Consider the following 19,652-nt stretch of genomic DNA (forward strand, 5'->3'; position numbering starts at 1 on the left):
ATTATGTTTGATATCCTCATGTATTTGTTTGAGAACTACATCCACTCGGAAATGGAAGTCGTAGTCGACCACGACGAATTAACCGATGAGCTTACCCGCGCAGGTTTCCATAGTCAGGAAATTGGCAAGGCTTTGATTTGGCTTGAGCGTCTTGCTGACTTACAAGACAGTCAAGACAAGCCTTATCTTATACAAACGGCTCCGTTAAGTTCGTTTCGTGCCTATACGCCGGAAGAAGAAGCTCGGTTAGACAGTGCCAGCCGTGGCTTCTTAATGTATCTCGAACAAATTGGAGTGTTGGATTTTACCACACGTGAAATGGTGATTGATCGGGTTATGGAACTCGACACGCCCCAATTCATGTTAGAAGACTTAAAGTGGGTTGTGCTTATGGTGCTATTTAACGTGCCTGGCCATGAAGACGCTTATTCACGCATGGAAGAGCTATTATTTGATGAGCCCGAAGGCTTGTTGCATTAATGCTGCTGGCTATCCATGAGTGATCACGACCTTTTTTCGAACGTTCAACGACACCCGCCGGAATCTACTGAGCCTTGCCCAAAGTGCGGGGCTCAGTTGCGTTTGCGCCATAGTGGCAAAAACTCATTTTGGGGCTGTGTTACCTACCCAAGCTGCGACTATATTCGCTCAGCGCATGAACAATCAGACTTTGAACCACAACCTTTACCTGGGCAGCACTGCCCCGACTGTGCAAGCGAACTAGTATTAAAAAAAGGTCGGTATGGTTTTTTTGTCGGTTGCAGTGCTTTTCCTCAGTGCCATTACATGGCCGACCCCAATGCGCCTGCTGAAAAGCAGGCACCCACATGCCCAGAATGTCAAAAAGGGCGCTTGGTGCAACGCACTAGCCGTTATGGTAAATCGTTTTACGCCTGTGACAGCTTTCCACAATGTCGCTATTCATTAAATGACGAGCCGGTTGCCCAACACTGCCCTAACTGCGGTTGGCAAGTGTTGATAAAGTATCGGCAGCATGGCCGCAATAGTTTACGCTGTCCGCAAAAGGCATGCGGCTACCGCGCTGAATAGCTATAATGGCTTATTATAGTTGAGCAGCAGCGGCGTTTATTATATTCAACGCCGAACCAGCCACCAGAAAAAGGACCCCTACTGGCATGCCAGATAAAAATATAAAAAGCGATGAGTTTGCTGGCGCCCGTGCAGCGTTAGCAAATCACGGCGTTATTGGTTACCCAACAGAAGCTGTATTTGGTTTAGGTTGTGCCCCATACGACGAAATTGCGGTGCGTAAACTGCTGGCTATGAAGCAACGAGCGGCAGACAAAGGGCTTATTTTAATTGCTGCCGACTACAGCCAACTATTAAGTTATGTCGACGACAGCAAAATTCCTCAAGACAAACGCTTTGCAGTATTTTCGCAATGGCCCGGACCAGTAACTTTAGTGTTGCCAGCCCGGCCAGACGTACCGCGGTTTTTACGCGGCGATCACGATACCATTGCCGTACGCGTAACTGCTTTTGAGCCAGCTCGGCAACTTTGTAAAGCACTAGGCACGGCCTTAGTGTCGAGTAGCGCGAATGTTCAGGGTGGGCAAGCGCTCACTAGTGCTGAACAATTAGAACAAGTATTTGGTGACCAAGTCGACTGGATCATGCCTGTAGCGGTAGGTAGCAACACCCAGCCAAGTCGTATTTTAAACCCATTAACCGGAGACATATTGCGGCCATGAAAGAAGAGCGTTATTTAGAACGGGTAAAAGCATTTTTTATGCAATTACAAGACGACATTTGCGCTGGGGTAACGGCCGTTGATGGTAGCGGGGCCTTTGTTGAAGACGACTGGGAGCGAGAAGAAGGTGGCGGTGGTCGTTCTCGAGTTATGCGCCATGGCAAAGTAATTGAACAGGGCGGTGTGAATTACAGCCATGTTTATGGCGCACAAATGCCGGCTTCTGCTACGGCGCATCGGCCAGAATTAGCAGGCCGCAGCTTTCACGCCTGCGGCGTGTCATTAGTATTGCATCCGCATAACCCCTATGTACCCACGTCGCATGCTAATGTGCGTTTTTTCATTGCCGAAAAACCAGGTGAAGCACCTGTTTGGTGGTTTGGAGGCGGTTTCGACTTAACGCCATTTTATCCCTTTAAAGATGACGTGGTACATTGGCATGAAATGTCGCGTGCTGCGGTGGCACCCTTCGGCGACGATTATTACCATCGTTATAAAAGTTGGTGCGACGACTATTTCTATTTAAAGCATCGTAATGAAACTCGTGGTGTTGGCGGTTTGTTTTTTGATGATTTAAATACCAACCCAGCTGGCGAACTAGATTTTGAACACGCTTTTGCCTTAATGCGTTCAGTGGGTGAACACTATTTAAAAGCTTGGACTCCTATTGCTGAAAAGCGCAAAGAATTACCTTTTGGTGAGCGGGAACGAGAGTTTCAGCTATATCGGCGGGGCCGCTATGTAGAATTTAACTTAGTGTACGACCGCGGCACCTTGTTTGGCTTACAAACCGGAGGGCGCACAGAATCAATTTTAATGTCGATGCCGCCCTTAGCCCGTTGGGAGTATGCATACGAGCCAAGGCCCGGCACTGCTGAAGCAGAACTAGAATATTATTTAAAACCAAGGGATTGGTTAAACAGAAAATAATGGGCTGTGTTGCTCGCAAAGTAATTCCGTATTAAGCTGCCTTAGGTTGAAAATTGAACAGGACAGCGTAATGGGAAATATAATATTTATTATTGTAGTGGTGGTGGTAGTTATTGCCGTATTAATTTACCGTAAAATGCAAACAGCAACCGCTAGTAGCCACACAAAAGCGGTTAAGCAGGCAGTAGCAAAACCAACAAATGTTGATTCTAAACCAACGGAACAAGAACCATCGGTAACAGAAACAGAAACAGAAACAGAAACAGAACAGCCCGAAGTTAAGCAAGACCAACCGCTAACAATTAAGCCGCAAGCAGTGGTGGAAGAAGAATACCCCCAGGTAGAGCCTAATTTGCCTGAAGCGCTAGCGGAAGCGGTTAGTGCGTTAACGGGCGAGAAAGACGCCTTAGCACGACACCGTTGGTTGTCGCAAATTACGGAGACAACTTACAAAAAACGAAAAGACGCGCAATACCGCGCTGCATGCGATTATTTTTCTGTTTTACATATTAACGAGTTTGAAAAAATTAAAGCGCCGCTAAAGAAAAGCAACGGTGGTAAATTACCGCAAGTAATGACCTTCCAAAACTACGCTAATTTACTACTTGAAGACGAGCGTTATAACGAGGCCATTGAGGTGTGTCAAAAGGCACTGAAGTTTGGGCTAGACGACAAAACTAAAAGCGGTTTTGCAGGTCGAATAGAGCGCATTAAAGCTCGACAGAAGCAAGCCAAGTAAACTGAACTAATTAAAATGATGGATCAGGCATGGGGTGTGTCCGCAGTTGTGTTCGCCTGAACGTTGCCTACACTGCGCTAAGCCAAACGAGTAAATATGATTAAACTAGCTGTTTTTGGTGACCCCATAAGTCATAGTTTGTCGCCTGCAATTCATGCGGAGTTCGCAAAGCAGGTGGGTTTAGCTATTGATTATATTCCCATTCAAGCGTCGGCAACAGAATTTGCCGATCGCTTTGCGGCCTTTGTGCGCCAAGGTGGTGTAGGGGCCAATATTACCCTACCGTTGAAACAGTTGGCATTTGAACGGGCCGACCAATGTAGCCCTGCAGCCACCCAAGCGGGTGCCGTTAATACTTTAATAAAGCACAACAATATATGGCTGGGTGAAAATACCGACGGCATAGGCTTAGTTGCCGATTTACAATACCATAAAGTTAAGCTTGCTGGTGCGCAGGTGCTGTTAATTGGTGCGGGTGGTGCCGCACGCGGTGTCATGCCGGCCTTATTGGCTGCAAAGGTAGCCAGGGTTCATGTGGCTAACCGTACCCCAGAACGAGCCGAAGCACTTATTACCCATGTTATTCGCCATGCACCTACCACACCACTGGCACAGCTTAGTGCAGGCTCACTTAACGCAATTCCTAGTAGCCCATTTACAGTCGTTATAAATAGCACCTCAAGCGGTTTGCAAGGGCAGTCGTTAACATTACCAAGCCGAATTTTAACAACCCAACCCTTTAGTTACGACATGGTGTATGGCGAACAGCCAACACCCTTTATGCAGTGGGCATTGAATAATAATTGCCCGGTTGCCGATGGCTTAGGTATGCTGGTTCATCAGGCTGCGGCAAGTTTTCAGCGATGGACAAAGGCAACCCCTGACACAGCCCCAGTACTTCTACTGTTACGCAAACGGCTTGGCCTTTGGAGCTCTTTATGAGCGTTGATCAAATATTAATACTCGTCATATTATTTGTAACTATCATATTGTTTATTATGGGGAAATGGCGACACGACGTGGTCGCTTTGTTTGCCTTAACTGCCTGCGTTGCAGTAGGTGTAGTGCCAGGTGAAATTGCCTTTAGTGGCTTTAGCCATCCGGCAGTTATTACCGTGGCTTGTGTGTTAGTTATGAGCTACAGCCTACAGCGTACTGGTGCCATTGACGTGGTAGCAAATAAGCTAGCTCCAAAAGCTACGTCGCCCACCTTAACTATTGCAGCGCTTACTGGACTAGCAGCAGTTATGTCGGCATTTATGAATAACGTTGGTGCTATGGCGTTGCTAATGCCGGTGGCAATACAGTTAGCGAATAGGCTTAAAATTGCCCCTGGACAGGTACTTATGCCCGTTGCATTTGGAGCTATTCTCGGCGGCATGACAACTCTAATAGGAACGCCGCCGAACTTAATAGTAGCTGGGTTTAGAGCAGAATATGCTGATCAGGGCTTCGGTATGTTTTCTTTTACCCCAGTGGGCTTTGCGGTGGCTTTTATTGGTGTCACTTTCTTAGCTTTAGCAGGTTGGCGTTTAGTGCCCGCACGGCAGCGCATGGACGCCGCAAGCTTCGATACCGGGCGCTATTTAATTGAAGTAAAGGTAGTTGCTGGCGGTAAAGCTGAAGGCATGACAATTTGGCATTTAGAGCGCGCCATAGACGATTCAGAAGGCCAGCTATTAGGCATGGTGCGAGACGGCGAAAAAGTAATTACCCCCCATTGGAATAAAGTTCTAAAAGCCGGCGACTTACTTATGCTAGAAGCCGAGCCAGACAAACTAAGCCAGTTACTCTCGGCCTTTGGCCTGCAATTACTAGAAAACGTAAAACCAACGCCGAAAAAAGCTGAAGAGCATGTTTTGGCTACCGTGTTGTCGGTAAAGCTTGAGCGTGAACGCGTGCCGCATGGTTCGCTGCCGGTACAACCAACCACAGAAATACCCACCAAACCCGTAGCGCAATTAGCGGGCAACTGGTTTGACCGCCGGGTTACCGTGTCGAGTGAACGTACTCTACGTGGTTTTCAAGTAGGTATGCGCGATCCAACCACGTCAACCGTAAGCGAAAGCGGGGGTAGCTCCGACAGCCGAGAAATTGTTTTAGTAGAAATGGTGGTGTTACCTAATGCGAAAATAATTCACCACACGGCACAAGACCTAGAGCTGCGCTCGCGCTTTGGTTTAAATTTGTTAGCTATTTCTCGCCATGGTAAGCATTCTATTGACCGCTTGCGCCGAACCAAAATAGGGGCTGGCGATGTAATTTTAATGCAAGGCGAGCCAGAACGGCTAGCTGGGTTTGCTTCTCAGTTTGGTTGTGTACCTTTAGCGGAGCGTACCATTCGTGTGCCAAGTAAAAAACGTGCCTTTATGGCCTCGGGTATTATGTTATTGGCGGTGTTGGGTGCGGCGCTAGGTTTAATGCCAGCGGCACTTTCTTTTGCTGGTGGCGTGGTGGCATTAATGGCCTTTAGGCTTATTCCATTACGGCAACTGTATGAAAGTATCGATTGGTCTATTGTGGTGCTGTTAGCAGCACTTATTCCAGTAGCAGGTGCAATGTCAACCACGGGTACCGCCGATTGGATGGCCAATGGAATGCTGCAGTATGTGGCCCAAGGCCATACGCTGGTGGCATTAGGCGTTATTTTAATTTTGTCTATGACCTTATCAGACTTTATGAATAACGCCGCTACAGCAGCGGTAATGTGTCCGGTAGCAATAAGTGCAGCCTTGCAGTTGGGGGTAAACCCCGACGCATTTTTAATGGCGGTTGCAGTGGGTGCGTCGTGCGCATTTCTTACGCCAATAGGGCACCAAAATAATACGTTAATATTAGGGCCAGGCGGATTTCGCTTTGGCGACTATTGGAAACTTGGCTTACCCATGGAAATATTGGTGTTTATTATTGCCATGATCATGCTACCAATAGTATGGCCACTGTAAGAAAATGGAGCAGGAACAACCATGTCCGACTCAAGCAAAATAAAAGAAACCGTACTTAATGGAAAAAAACGGGCGCGCACAGCAAAAGAAAAAGATCAACGCCGTGAAAGTATTCTTGCCGCAGCACTACAACTGCTGTTAGATAATCAGGGGCGTTTACCAACGGTTAACGCTATTGCGGCTAAAGCAGGGGTAGCAAAAGGTACGGCGTATATCTACTTTGATAGCAAAGAAGCTATTTATATGGCGTTGCTAGAAAACCAGTTATATGGCTGGCTTGGCGAAGTGCGCGACCAATTACGTTTTGTCCGTGGTGATATGCTCGACGGCGTTGTAGACGCGCTATTATGCTTTCAAAACAAGCAGCCCCATTTGTGGACTTTAGCTAGCCTAGGTCATTTGCAGTTAGAGCCTGAAATAAACAAAAAAGATTTACTTAGCCATAAAACAAAATTAGCACAAGACTACCGCGCAACAGCCCGTGCCATTGCGCAAACTGCCGGCTTAGCTGAAAATTATGTTGATGAAGCCCAAGCCACTCTTATTCAAAGCTATGCTTACTTACTAGGCAGCTGGCAATTAGCAAGGCCACCCGTGTCGATTAAGTCGCTGCTAAAGGGGCCTGGTTTGTCGGCATTGCAGCCAGACTTTTTACCCTTAGCGCAGCAGGGCTTGCACCAAATGTGGCGCGGCTTCTTTGAAAATATAGCGGTAGAGCCAGAAAAATCAGGAATGCTGAAGCGCTTGTTCCAGCGACCATGACAAGAAGGCAGATAGAACAAATTAAGTTAATAAAGTGAATAGCAAGTACAAAATATTACTAAAAACGATCAATGATCGCTGGATCAGATCGTTTAATATGCTATTCTTAGTCGCTGGTTAGTGCTCTGCTAGGAGCACAAAGAAAGATACTGAAGTAAAGTTTCCACAACCAGTGCAGTAACTATATAAAAAATATAATATGTTCGGGAATCCTCAGTTTTATCCCGTAAAAACAACCACTTAGGCTAGCGATGCTGCTGTCGAGAAAATCTCGACTCACGGCAGCTTTGAGCATTCCCCCACAGACTTATCCACAGCTTGTTCAGGCAGTAAAAAGCTCTTTGAACAGTAACCGAGTCGCTTTCGAGGGTGGGTTTGTGGCATCCTTACACTCTGAACCTCACTTACGTTGGAACGCTACATGTCTAATATTCCCAAGAACCCATTTGTGTTAGTTGACGGCTCTTCTTATTTATTTCGCGCCTACTATGCACCGCCGCATTTAACCAATTCGGCAGGGGAGCCAACCGGGGCTATTTATGGCGTAGTTAACATGCTGAAAAGCTTGTTGAATCAGTATGATCCAAGTCACTTAGCGGTTGTTTTTGATGCCAAAGGTAAAACTTTTCGCAATGACTTGTATGCAGATTATAAAGCCAACCGGCCACCCATGCCCGATGATTTACGGGGCCAAATAGCGCCGTTGCATGAAATAATAAAAGCCATGGGTTTACCCTTAGTGATTATTGATAATGTGGAAGCCGATGACGTTATAGGGACCTTGGCAAAACATGCCACCAAAGCGGGCCACCACACGCTTATTAGCACCAGCGATAAAGACATGGCACAGTTGGTGAACGAACATGTCACCTTAATAAATACGCTAGACAACCGTGTTTCTACGCCAGCGTCGGTGCAAGAGCGTTTTGGTGTACGGCCCGACCAAATTATTGATTTTTTAGCGCTTATGGGCGACAGCTCAGACAACATTCCAGGTATGCCAGGAGTGGGTGAAAAAACCGCGCAACATATTTTACAAGGCATTGATAGCATTGACGCCATGTTAGCTAACCCGGAAAAAGTAGCAGAACTAGGCTTCCGTGGTGCTAAAACAATGCCAGCAAAAATTGCCGAGCACAAAGACTTAATATTACTTTCACGCGAATTAGCCACAATAAAACTAGATGTGGAGATTCCACTTACCGAAGCCGAATTTGTTCGCCGTGAAGCCGACAAAGACGAGCTTATTCGGTTATTTAAAGAGTGTGAATTCCGCCGCTGGTTAGGTGAACTACTAGAAGAAGGTGGAACCACTGCCGCCGTAACAACAACAGCGGATAAAACAACAGCCACCAATAAAGCAGCAGGGGCTGAGCAAACCGCAGCTGCCACTAGCACAACCACTGAAAATGAAGCGGCCGTTGAACCCAAACAATTTGACCAGTCGAACTACGAGGTGGTAACTACCGAAGCGGCCTTCAATAAATGGCTGGCCAAGCTAAAGGCCGCCGACTGCTATGCCTTCGACACTGAAACCACAAGCTTAAATTACATGGAAGCTGAACTGGTGGGCATTTCTTTTTCTGTGGTTGCAGGTGAAGCTTGTTATATACCATTAGCGCACCAAGACCTTGATGGCCCGAAACAATTATCACGCGACGAAGTGTTAGCCAAGCTTAAGCCGCTGTTTGAAGACACGGAACTGAAAAAAGTAGGGCAAAATATAAAGTACGACCTGCATGTGTTGCGCAATTATAATATTCGGTTAAGGGGCATATTAAACGACACTATGTTGTCGTCTTACGTTTTAAATAGTGTAAGTTCCCGCCACGGTATGGACACTTTAAGTTTGCAATATCTTGGTCATAAAACCATTAGTTATGAAACCTTAGCGGGCAAAGGGGCAAAGCAAAAGCGCTTCGACCAATTGTCTATTGCTGAAGCAGCACCTTATGCCGCTGAAGACGCCGATATAACCTTACGTTTACACCAGGTACTATGGCCAAAGGTGGCTGAAGTAGCGGGGCTAAAAAGCGTGCTAAACGAACTTGAACTGCCGTTGCTACCAATCTTAGCAATGATGGAGCGTCGTGGCGTGTTTGTGAATGCCGAACGTTTAACTAACCAAAGCCAAGAAATAGCCAAAGAGCTGAAAGAAATTGAGCTCGACGCATTTGCTATTGCTGGCGAACCATTTAACTTGAATTCACCTAAGCAGTTACAGGTTATTTTATTTGACCAGTTAGGCTTACCAATTAAAAAGAAAACCCCCAAAGGTGCGCCTTCTACGGCCGAAGACGTATTACAAGAGCTAGCGCTAGACTATCCCTTGCCCGACTTGATTTTGCGCCATCGTGGTTTAGCTAAACTCAAATCAACCTATACCGACAAGCTACCACGAATGATAAATAGCCAAACTGGGCGTATTCATACCTCGTATCATCAGGCGGTTACAGCAACAGGGCGGTTGTCGTCGACAGATCCAAACTTACAAAACATTCCAGTGCGTAATGAAGCTGGCCGCCGGGTGCGCCAAGCCTTTGTTGCTCCAGAAGGGTACAAAATAGTAGCTATTGACTATAGCCAAATTGAATTGCGAATTATGGCGCATTTGTCACGTTCAAAAGGGCTACTTGAAGCTTTTGCCCGCGGTCGCGATATTCACCGGGCAACGGCTAGTGAAGTGTTTAGTGTTGCGCTTGACTCAGTTACTGCAGAACAGCGCCGAAGCGCCAAAGCGGTTAACTTTGGACTTATTTATGGCATGTCAGCTTTTGGTTTAGCACGGCAGTTAAATATTGGCCAAAAAGAAGCGCAACGCTATATGGATATATACTTTGAACGTTTTCCAGGCGTGCAAGACTACATGGACAACACTCGTGAACAAGCAGCGGCGCAGGGTTATGTTGAAACTTTATTTGGCCGCCGGCTATATTTACCAGAAATTAATGCGCGCAATATACCACGCCGTAAAGCTGCCGAACGTGCGGCAATTAACGCCCCTATGCAAGGCTCGGCCGCCGACATTATTAAGCGCGCCATGCTGGATGTACAAAGTTGGTTAAAACAGGTGCCCGCAGCAGGTGAAGTGTTTATGACCATGCAAGTTCACGACGAATTGGTGTTTGAAGTAAAAGAAGACTGCCTAGACACCCATGTGGCTGAGTTGGTGCGAGTAATGGAAAGTGCGGCAAAACTAGACGTACCATTAATTGCGGAAGCCGGCGTAGGCGACAACTGGGACGAGGCTCATTAAGTAGCGGCCTTCAAGTCAAGGTTATTGTGGGGCAGCAGCAACGGGCTTGCGGTTTGCAAGCCCAACACCAGCTAAAATAAGCCCCATGCCAAGTAGCTGCCAAATGCCAATCAGTTCGCCGTCGAGGGTACCAAGCAGCATAGCCACCAAAGGAATTAAATACGTTACCGAGCTGGCAAACACCGTCGTTCCAATTTGCACTAAGTGGTTAAATATAATTAAGGCAAAAGCAGTTCCTACTACGCCAAGTACCACCACCGCAGTCAAAGAACCCCACGCAGTTGCACCTTCCAATTTACTAAATACTTCACCCGGCCCGGCTAAATAAAGCACCGCCAGCGGCAACACCATTAACAAACTAACGCCAGTAATGGTTAAAGGTGTTTGATCAGGTAGGTAGGCTTTTATTAAGTTTAAGTTCATGCCGTAACAACAGGTAGCCGCCACCACAAACAAGGCATAAGCGTTTATGGTTAGTACACCACTAGCGTTTAGGAGCACCAGCATAAGTGTGCCGCTTAAACCCACACCAAGGCCGATTAAGGTTTGCCCCGACACCTGCTGGCGAAAAATAACAGCCCCGATAACTAAGGTAAATAATGGCGTAAGGGCATTGAGCGCGCCCGTAATACCGCTATCTACCTGAGTTTGAGCGAGCGCAAAGAGAAAAGCCGGAAGCATGCTGCCGGTTAAACCCACAGAAAGTATTACAGGCCACTGGCGGCGCTTTATACGGTGAATACGAACTAAGGCAAAGGGCGCAAGCACAGCCGCCGCAGCGGCTAAACGTATGGCAGCCACTTCTAAGGCGGTAAAAGTTACTAAGCCTTTTTTAATAAGAAAAAAACTACTGCCCCATATAAGTGCCAGTAAACACAGCTTGGCCCAAGCGGAAAGAGGATACTGTGTTGTCATTTACGAAAGTTCGTTACGCGCTGCAATTTCTGCTGCTGCGGCACTAAACCACCCTTGAATAATAGCTTCGAGCTCTTCAAGACCGGTTTTTTTTAATGACGAAAACGCAATAACCTCTACGTCGCCACCAAAGGCCGGTACGGCTTCCCTGGCCTTCAGTAACATGGCTTTGCGGGCGCCACTTTTTAGCTTATCAGACTTAGTTAAAACAGCTAAAACAGGAATGTTACTACGAACAGCCCAATGAATTAGTTCTTGGTCGGCTTCACGGAATGAATGCCGAATATCCATTAATACCACAAGGCCGCGTAAACATTTACGTTCCTGCAAATATTCCGACAAAGACTTTTGCCATGCTTCTTTCATAGCAATTGGTACTTTAGCAAAGCCATAGCCAGGTAAGTCGACTAACCGACGTTCGGCGTCGATTTCGAAAATGTTAATTTGTTGCGTACGACCAGGTGTTTTACTGGTTCTAGCTAAGCTATTTTGCCGAGTTAAAACGTTTAAAGCGCTTGATTTACCAGCGTTTGAGCGACCTGCAAAGGCAATTTCAATGCCTTCGTCGGCCGGCAAGTGACGAATAGTTGGGGCACTGGTTAAAAACTTAGCTTGCTGAAATATAACGGGGTTAGACATACTACTATTTCCTGTGCCTGAGGGCGAAACGACACATATTATGAACCATTACAGGGTGGAGTCCAATCATTGAACAGCAATCAGGCGTTTCATCGTGCGCAGTTTCGTGTAAAATGCCAAGGTATTAGTGCAAAGCTATGTGGTGTTTCGGGGTTGCCCGTTCAAATGCAGAGAAGAGAGATCATGAAAAAACTCGCAATTCTATGTGGATTATTACTTTTCGCTGGCCCGTCAATGGCAGCGGGTGAGCAAGTTAAAACGTTAGTTGGTGACGCAGCAGCAGGCGAAAGCAAAGCAATTACCTGTGCCGCGTGTCATGGCCCAGATGGCAATAGCGCCATTGGCGAATTCCCCAATATTGCTGGTCAGCATCAGCGTTACTTGGTGAAGCAACTGCGCGAATATAAATTAGGTGCTGCGACAAATGGTGAACAAGGCCGCTACGAACCTGTAATGGCTTCGCAAGCCATAGGCTTAAGCGAACAAGACATGTACGACTTAGCCGCTTATTTCTCGCAACAAGAGCCGCAACTAGGAAGTGCGCCAGAAGATGTTGTTAAAGAAGGTATGGCGTTATTCTTGGGCGGTGACGTAGAGCGTGGCATTACAGCATGTGCAGCATGCCATGGTCCTTCGGGAGCGGGTTCAGGCCAAGCCGCTTTTCCATTGTTAAGTGGGCAGCACCCAGAATATACGACAACGCAATTAAAGCAGTTTCGCAGTGCTAACCGTGCTAATGACCCAAATAACATGATGCGCGACATAGCGGTTAAGCTAACGGACCGCGACATTGAAGTGCTGTCGCAGTATTTACGCGGTTTACATTAAGCGTTAAGAACACTGCATTAAGCACAGTACGAATAAAAAAGCAGCTTCACGTTGGTGAAACTGCTTTTTTTTATGTCTAAAACTTAGTTGGTGCGTGTTAATTACTGTTTGTTAGCTGCTGCTTCTACAATGTAGGCACGAACTTTGTCTTCTAATGTAGCCAAGGGAATACTGCCATTTTTTAACACTTGGTAGTGAAACTCCCGTATATCGAAGTCGAGGCCCAAGGCTTCTTCTGCTTCAATGCGCAAGTCTTTAATTAGCATTTCACCCAATTTATAGGCTAGAGCTTGGCCAGGCCAGCTAATGTAGCGGTCAATTTCGGTGTTCACGTTATGCATTGAAAGGGCCGTATTGCTAGCCATAAAGTCTACGGCTTGGTCACGGGTCCAACCCATGGTGTGCATACCAGTGTCGACCACTAAACGGGCTGCGCGCCACATTTCGTAGCTTAAGCGGCCAAAGTTACTGTAGGGGTCTTGGTAAAAGCCAGCTTCAACACCTAAATGCTCTGCATATAAGCCCCAGCCTTCGCCAAAAGCAGAAATATAGGTAGAGCGACGATAGTCAGGTACATTTTCCATTTCTTTGGCTAACGAAATTTGTAAATGGTGGCCTGGCACGGCTTCGTGCAAAGTAAGTGCTTCTAAGGCATATAATGGACGCCGATCAAGGCCATAGGTATTCACCCAGTAATACCCAGGTTGGTCGTCAGCAGACGAGCCCGCATAACGGCCAGTGGTATAAGTAGGCGCTATTTCAGCAGGCACAGGGGCAACACCGTAAGTGTTACGCGGTAGTAGCTTAAAGAACTTAGGTAATACGGCGTCTGCTTTTTTAGAAATGTAAGCGGCTTCTTTTAAAAGTTGTTCTTCACTGGTGGGGTAAAAACGGTGATCAGTACGAAGAAAGTGAGTAAAGTCGGCAAAAGACCCTTCAAACTCAAGTTCAGCGATAACTGCGTCCATTTCACTGCGAATACGAGCTACTTCAGCTAAACCCTTGTCGTGAATTTCTTGGGCAGTTAGGTCGGTAGTAGTGTAATGGCGCACCCGGTTAGCATAAAAGGCTTCGCCATTGGGCAAGTTGATAGCGGCAATGTCTGCACGGCTATTTGGTATGTACTCGTTCACCATAAATGCATGAAAGTCGCTATAGGCTTTATTAACTTGGCTCAAAATAATGTTTTTAGCGTCGGTGTCTACGCGGTTAAAAACATTGGCGTCGAGGGTGTTTTTAGCGGCCGCAATGGGTGCATAAAAGGTGCTTTCAGTTGGGTCTTGTTTTATATAGGCATTAATACTGTCGGGCATGCCATATAACACCACAGCAGGCTGTGTAATGCCCGTTGCAATGCCTTCGCGCATATAGGCAATGTACTGCGCCATGGCTGCAGGTATTTCGCTGAGCTCGCTTAAATACACATTAGCGTCGTGCTCGGTACGAATACGTTTACCACTGGCCACATAAGCAAGGCGGTTGTGTGGGCCGGTTTCGTTAGTAAGCGGAGTTAAATACATTTGGAATTCGTAATCTGAAAGTTGATTACGTAAAGCGTACATAATCATCTCGCGGTTTATTTGGTTTTCTTCACTTAACGATTCAGCCGGAATAGCTTCCAGTTGCTGGTAAAAGCTTTTCCGGGCCTCGTAGCGTGCTTGCATGGCTGCCGGCGACATATCCATTAGCTTACCTTCGGCGCTTTTGTCACCAAGACGTGCTGCTACCGCGGGGTTTTGCATGCGGTTAAAGTTCCAAGCTTCTTCAGCAAGGTTTTGAAAAGATTGATTTTGAATGCTTACAGAAGGCGGTGAAGTTGTTACTGCACAGCCCGCGAGCAATAAACCTGCGGTAATGCCAATAAAATAACGCATGGCGTACTCCTTAAAAAGTAAAATTAACCGCCATAATTGTAACCGGCGGTTGCGAAGATAAACGTAGTATAGGCATTGTAAGCATAAGACCGAGCCGATGCTAATTTTGCTTTCTATAACAAATGGTATGCTTGTGGTGTAGTTAAAAGTTTACAGAGATATGGCTTAAAAAACTAAAAAGAGATAAAAAAAGCTTGCCATATAAAATGAATTAAGTACTCTTATTCGCGTCTTTAGCTCTTTGCCCAATGCCTTACGCAACCTAAAGATGAAAATTTACTAAAGCTCCGAAGAGAGTTAGGTAAAAAAAATTAGTTAACGTTAACATTACAACAATAAAAACAACGTTGACTTGTTGCGACAGTATTAACAATAATTAAGGTGATTCACCAGTCGCAACTGCCTTGAACTGCTCAGTTCAAGTAAGAATAAAGGAAAAATAATAATGCCAGGAGGCGAAATAATAATAATTTTTACATGTACCGCTGTGTGCGTTTTGCCGTGAAGGGTTGCATGTAACTCAAAGTCTCTGCCGATAAAAAGAGGTTGTATTAACAACCGTGAAAAAGTGGCGAGAGTCTATCAGCGCTTAATCCCGCTGGGAGAACAACAAGAATAAGCGACAACTATTATTAATAACTTGGTTACTAATAATAACTTTTGAAAGGCGATGCGTGCATCGCCTTTTTTATTGCTTACATTCTTACACGAAGCCCTGCCGAAACCGCCCGAGATCAGGTATCCTATAGCTAATTCTATATTCTATTTATGACTCCATTGGAGCTTTATGACACGCCAGAAGAAAACACGCAAAATAGGTCCTGTTGGTACTCGCTCAACGCCGAAACAAGAGCGGGAAAAAAAGCTTGTTGAAAACCCCAAAAAGCCGCTAAAGCACAAAGGTTTACCACCAGGTAGCCGCTTTAGTCACAAGCAGGGCAGCAATCAACATGGGCAACAGGCAGGTGCACAACCGAAAGATCCGCGCCACGGTAGCAAAAAACCAATAGCGTTAATTTTGCCTAAGCAAAGCAGTAAACCTGAGCAGCCAAACTTAACGCCAGCGGAAGAACTTGCCTTATTAGAAAACGACGAGCGTTTACAAGACTTTCTCGACGCGCTCGACGACGGTGAAGAACTGCACGCGGAAGACCAAGCATGGGTTGATCAACAGTTGGCGCGGTTTCAACAACTGGTTGAAATACTTGGCCTTGATCTAGACGACGAAGAAGAATACGACGGAGGCGAGTTATTATAATGATATGGGTTGCTATTACTGTTGGTGTATTAATTATTCTTGGCCTGAGTGTTTACGCGGGAATTTTGTTTTCGCGGCTGTATAAACAAAACCAGCAAGTTGCTGCAGGCCAAGCGAAACGCCTTAATTATTTGCATGAAAGCATTGCCACCATAAGCTTGGCCATGCAGCAAGGGCAGTGCGAATTGTCGGAAGGCTGTATTCGGCTGGTGGTGCTGCTAGACAACTTACCTAATGCTGAAAAGGCAGGCTTTGCCCAACGTTTTCCTAAAATACATGAAATGTATGAACGCATTAAGCATATGCCAACCCACGACGCTCGTAAGCAGCTTTCGAAGAAAGAGCTGCACAAACTGGACCGTGAACGAGAACAGCTAGAAGTTGATCTTGGCGAAGGCATTCAGGCCGACGTGGTGCAAGTTATTGCCTTAATTAAAGCCGAGCGAAAATAATAAAGCCTATGCAAGGTTAGTTAAGCATAGGCATTATTTACGGCTTAGCTTTATTGATGTTTATAAACAACACCGTTTTTCATAACAAAGTCAACTTGCCGCAACACAGCTATATTGTGCAATGGGTTACCGTGCACACCAACTAAATCGGCTAGTTTACCGGCTTCAACAGTACCTAAAATATCGCTAGCACCTAGTAGCTCTGCTGCACTACTGGTGGCGGCACGAATGGCTTCAAGCTCCGGCATACCCGCTTCAACTAGGTAAACAAACTCTAAGGCGTTGTTACCGTGGTCAAATACTCCTGCGTCGGTACCGAAGGCAATACGAACCCCTGCTTCATAAGCGCGGCTTAGGGTGCCTTGAATAAGCGGGCCTATAGTACGAGCTTTTGGGCGCACTTGTTCAGGAAAGTAACCGTCTATTTCGGCGCGCTCGGCTACAGTTTTACCGGCAATAATAGTTGGCACATACCAAGTTTTATGTTCACGCATTAGGGCAAACACTTCGTTGTCCATGTAAGTGCCATGTTCAATTGAGTCTACGCCGGCACGAATGGCGCGCATCATACCTTCTTTACCATGAGCATGAACTGCCACACGCATGCCATAGTCGCGGGCTGTTTGCACTATAGCTTCTAGTTCGTCGTCCATAAACTGTGGGTTGTCGCCACTATCAGCCAAGCTTAATACGCCACCTGTAGCGGTAATTTTAATTAAGTTAGCACCGTCTTGATAACGCTGGCGCACGGCCTGTCTAGCTTCTAAGGGGCCATTCAGCACACCTTCGGTTGGAGTCGGCGTGGTACTTAAGCCGTCGCGTAGCCCGTTTGAAGGGTCAGCATGGCCGCCCGTGGTAGCAAGCGACTTACCCGCAGTATAAATGCGTGGGCCAATAATAAGGTTCTTTTGAATGGCGTTACGCAAAGCAATACTGGTATTAAAACTGTCGCCAAGGTCGCGCACAGTGGTAAAGCCAGCTTTTAATGTTATTGCGGCAAAATGTGCTGAGCGAAAAGCAACGTCAGCCGGGTTATGAGTAAAACGATAAATATAAGAGCCCGGTTCCATTTGGCTGGTTAAGTGGGTGTGCATGTCGATAAAGCCAGGCATTAGGGTGCCATCGGTTAAGTCTACGAGGGTGTCACCTTGCTTAGGGCGTTGAAAGCCAGCTTGAATAGAAACTATTTTGTTGTTTTCTACTCGCACCGTTACCTGTTCGCGAGGTGCTGCGCTAGTACCGTCAATTAACACGCCGGCATGAATAACAACGGCGGTATTAGTTGCACTGTTATTTGCATAGCTAGGTGCTGCGAACCAGGTTATGGCAACGAGCACTACACTGCTGATTAAAGTTCGTATCACGAAAACCTCCAATTGTTGATCTAAGCTTCACCGGTAAGCCGATGAAAAGGTATACTAGGTTTATTATTTTATAAACCTAATCACAATAGCAGAGTAACAAGGTAATCCTAATATATGTTATTTGGTATTCGAGAAGATATCGCCAGTGTTTATAAGCGCGATCCTGCTGCACGTCATTTTTTTGAGGTGCTCACCAACTACCCAGGCTTGCATGCCATTTGGTTTCATCGCATTAGCCATAGGCTTTGGCGCTGGCGTTTTAAGTGGCTGGCGCGTTTTATTTCTACTTTAGCGCGTTGGCTAACAGGGGTAGAAATACACCCTGGAGCTACTATTGGCCGTCGGTTTTTTATCGACCATGGTATGGGAGTGGTTATCGGTGAAACAGCAGAAATAGGCGACGACTGTACGCTGTATCACGGGGTAACATTAGGCGGCACCAGCTGGAAGCCAGGTAAACGCCACCCAACTTTAAAAAATGGCGTGGTTATTGGCGCCGGGGCAAAAGTATTAGGGCCCATTACGGTACATGAAAATGGCCGTATTGGTTCGAACTCGGTTGTTATCAAAAATGTGCCTGCTGGCGCTACTATGGTGGGTATTCCGGGCCGTTTAGTTACCCCCACGCGGGAAAATAATAACTTAAATAAACAACAACGAGCAAAACTAGACGCTATGGCAGAGAAGTTTGGTTTCGATGCTTATGCGGTGTCGCCCGATAACCCAGACCCCGTAGCCACAGCTATTGGGCGGTTGCTTGATCATGTGAATATAATGGACGAGCGTATGGCTGAACTTTGCCGTGCGGTAAACCAATTGGGCGGCGATGTGTGTACAGAACTAACTCCCATAGAATTAAAAGAGTTTTTGGCCGACTCAACTAATGGTACTGAGGCCATTAACGCAAATGAAAACAACGAGCAGTAAACATGACCGTATATAACAATAATGCAGAAAGTGTAGGTAATACGCCCTTAGTTAGACTTAATCGAGTGGTTAATAGCACCAATGTGTTGGCTAAAATGGAAAGCCGCAATCCGTCGGCTAGCGTAAAGTGCCGGCTTGGGGCTAATTTAGTGCTCGACGCTGAACAGCGCGGTGTACTAAAGCCCGGCATGCATTTACTAGAGGCTACGTCGGGTAATACGGGCATAGCGTTGGCTTACGTAGCGGCAGCACGGGGCTATAAAATAACGCTAACTATGCCACGCTCCATGAGCTTAGAGCGGCGTCAGTTGCTTAAGTCACTCGGGGCCGAACTAGAGCTAACACCCGCCGAATTAGGCATGCAGGGCGCCATAGACCGCGCCAATGAATTAGCCAATACGCAGCCAGAAACTTATTTGCACTTGCATCAGTTCGATAACCCAGCCAATGCCGACATCCACGTGCGCACCACCGGCCCTGAAATTGTTCGTTCACTTGGTAAGGCGCCCGACGTGTTTGTGGCAGGTGTAGGTACCGGCGGCACACTTACTGGGGTGGCTCGCTACTTTAAAGCAGCAGGTCATAAGGTTGAAATTATAGCCGTAGAGCCCGCCGACTCGGCAGTTATTTCGCAAGCACTAGCAGGTATACCTTTACAACCAGGCCCGCATAAAATACAAGGTATAGGGGCTGGCTTCATTCCGGGCAACCTTGATCTTAGCTGCGTAAATAGGGCGCTTACCGTAAATAATGATGAAGCCATAGCAATGGCCCACCAATTAATGCGCAAAGAAGGTATTTTAGCGGGAATATCTAGTGGGGCGGCTGTTGCCGCGATTGTGAACTTACTGGAAGAATTTCCCGCATATAAAAATAAAACGATAGTAACCATACTACCCAGTTCAGCGGAACGTTACTTAAGTACGCCTATGTTTAAAGACAGGTTCTCCGCGCATGAGCTAAGTCCGTAGTTGTTTATATTTTGGCGCGGCAAGATAGAAATTGGTATGCTGAGCGTTTTGGTGTTTAGCTTATAGGTAGAGGAACCGAAC

At 46.5% G+C, this 19,652-nt stretch carries 18 protein-coding genes; 14 read left to right on the top strand and 4 right to left on the bottom strand.

Annotated features, from left to right (window positions below; all coding sequences use genetic code 11):
• Positions 1–3: 3 nt before the first annotated feature.
• From M1L23_RS07400 to polA, 9 genes are all read left to right on the top strand, one after another.
• Entirely contained in the window at positions 4–480 is a 477-nt protein-coding gene (locus tag M1L23_RS07400; protein WP_252626707.1) for a DUF494 family protein, read from the top strand.
• Positions 481–495: 15 nt separating this feature from the next.
• Positions 496–1,050: a DNA topoisomerase family protein gene (locus tag M1L23_RS07405; RefSeq protein WP_252626708.1), complete on the top strand. Its 555-nt coding sequence runs from the start codon at positions 496–498 to the stop codon at positions 1,048–1,050.
• Positions 1,051–1,136: 86 nt separating this feature from the next.
• Positions 1,137–1,712, top strand: coding sequence for an L-threonylcarbamoyladenylate synthase type 1 TsaC (gene tsaC / locus M1L23_RS07410; protein ID WP_252626709.1), 576 nt, complete (start codon positions 1,137–1,139; stop codon positions 1,710–1,712).
• Positions 1,709–2,641, top strand: a complete 933-nt coding sequence (hemF, locus tag M1L23_RS07415; protein ID WP_252626710.1) for an oxygen-dependent coproporphyrinogen oxidase — start codon at positions 1,709–1,711, stop codon at positions 2,639–2,641. Before tsaC ends, hemF begins: the two co-directional genes overlap by 4 nt.
• A gap of 70 nt (positions 2,642–2,711) precedes the next feature.
• Positions 2,712–3,380 carry a hypothetical protein gene (locus M1L23_RS07420; protein ID WP_252626711.1) on the top strand — a complete coding sequence of 223 codons (669 nt, stop codon included), beginning with the start codon at positions 2,712–2,714 and terminating at the stop codon, positions 3,378–3,380.
• 96 nt (positions 3,381–3,476) lie between these two features.
• Entirely contained in the window at positions 3,477–4,322 is an 846-nt protein-coding gene (gene aroE / locus M1L23_RS07425) for a shikimate dehydrogenase (protein ID WP_252626712.1), read from the top strand.
• Complete coding sequence (locus M1L23_RS07430) at positions 4,319–6,325, top strand: SLC13 family permease (RefSeq protein ID WP_252626713.1); 2,007 nt, start codon at positions 4,319–4,321, stop codon at positions 6,323–6,325. Before aroE ends, M1L23_RS07430 begins: the two co-directional genes overlap by 4 nt.
• A gap of 21 nt (positions 6,326–6,346) precedes the next feature.
• The gene (locus M1L23_RS07435; RefSeq protein ID WP_252626714.1) at positions 6,347–7,087 is read left to right on the top strand and encodes a TetR/AcrR family transcriptional regulator; all 741 of its coding nucleotides are present in this window, start codon (positions 6,347–6,349) and stop codon (positions 7,085–7,087) included.
• Positions 7,088–7,508: 421 nt separating this feature from the next.
• Positions 7,509–10,343, top strand: a complete 2,835-nt coding sequence (gene polA / locus M1L23_RS07440; protein WP_252626715.1) for a DNA polymerase I — start codon at positions 7,509–7,511, stop codon at positions 10,341–10,343.
• 21 nt (positions 10,344–10,364) lie between these two features.
• Here the strand turns inward: polA and M1L23_RS07445 are convergent, their stop codons facing one another.
• On the bottom strand, positions 10,365–11,258 hold the full coding sequence (locus M1L23_RS07445; protein ID WP_252626716.1) for a DMT family transporter: 894 nt from the start codon (positions 11,256–11,258) through the stop codon (positions 10,365–10,367).
• Positions 11,259–11,897 carry a ribosome biogenesis GTP-binding protein YihA/YsxC gene (gene yihA, locus M1L23_RS07450; protein ID WP_252626717.1) on the bottom strand — a complete coding sequence of 213 codons (639 nt, stop codon included), beginning with the start codon at positions 11,895–11,897 and terminating at the stop codon, positions 11,259–11,261.
• A 183-nt stretch (positions 11,898–12,080) separates the two neighbouring features.
• Here yihA and M1L23_RS07455 point away from each other — a divergent pair, with 183 nt between their 5' ends.
• Positions 12,081–12,725: a c-type cytochrome gene (locus tag M1L23_RS07455; RefSeq protein ID WP_252626718.1), complete on the top strand. Its 645-nt coding sequence runs from the start codon at positions 12,081–12,083 to the stop codon at positions 12,723–12,725.
• Positions 12,726–12,826: 101 nt separating this feature from the next.
• Here the strand turns inward: M1L23_RS07455 and M1L23_RS07460 are convergent, their stop codons facing one another.
• A complete protein-coding gene (locus tag M1L23_RS07460; protein ID WP_252626719.1) occupies positions 12,827–14,599 on the bottom strand; it encodes a DUF885 domain-containing protein in 1,773 nt (590 codons plus the stop codon).
• Positions 14,600–15,386: 787 nt separating this feature from the next.
• Here M1L23_RS07460 and yihI point away from each other — a divergent pair.
• Together yihI and M1L23_RS07470 are read left to right on the top strand one after the other, a co-directional pair.
• Positions 15,387–15,857, top strand: coding sequence for a Der GTPase-activating protein YihI (yihI, locus tag M1L23_RS07465; protein WP_252626720.1), 471 nt, complete (start codon positions 15,387–15,389; stop codon positions 15,855–15,857).
• Positions 15,857–16,309 carry a DUF2489 domain-containing protein gene (locus M1L23_RS07470; protein WP_252626721.1) on the top strand — a complete coding sequence of 151 codons (453 nt, stop codon included), beginning with the start codon at positions 15,857–15,859 and terminating at the stop codon, positions 16,307–16,309. The genes yihI and M1L23_RS07470 overlap by 1 nt, the downstream gene beginning before the upstream one ends.
• Before the next feature lie 50 nt (positions 16,310–16,359).
• Here M1L23_RS07470 and M1L23_RS07475 read toward each other — a convergent pair whose 3' ends face one another.
• Entirely contained in the window at positions 16,360–17,670 is a 1,311-nt protein-coding gene (locus tag M1L23_RS07475; RefSeq protein ID WP_420840633.1) for a metal-dependent hydrolase family protein, read from the bottom strand.
• A 117-nt stretch (positions 17,671–17,787) separates the two neighbouring features.
• Between M1L23_RS07475 and cysE the strand changes: the two genes are divergently transcribed.
• Complete coding sequence (cysE, locus tag M1L23_RS07480; RefSeq protein WP_252626722.1) at positions 17,788–18,600, top strand: serine O-acetyltransferase; 813 nt, start codon at positions 17,788–17,790, stop codon at positions 18,598–18,600.
• Positions 18,601–18,602: 2 nt separating this feature from the next.
• Positions 18,603–19,571 (top strand): cysteine synthase A, encoded by a 969-nt coding sequence (gene cysK, locus M1L23_RS07485; protein WP_252626723.1) that lies wholly within the window; start codon positions 18,603–18,605, stop codon positions 19,569–19,571.
• The last annotated feature ends 81 nt before the right edge of the window (positions 19,572–19,652 follow it).

The organism is Aliidiomarina quisquiliarum (genome assembly GCF_023922585.1).
In the GTDB taxonomy this organism is placed as follows: domain Bacteria; phylum Pseudomonadota; class Gammaproteobacteria; order Enterobacterales; family Alteromonadaceae; genus Aliidiomarina; species Aliidiomarina quisquiliarum.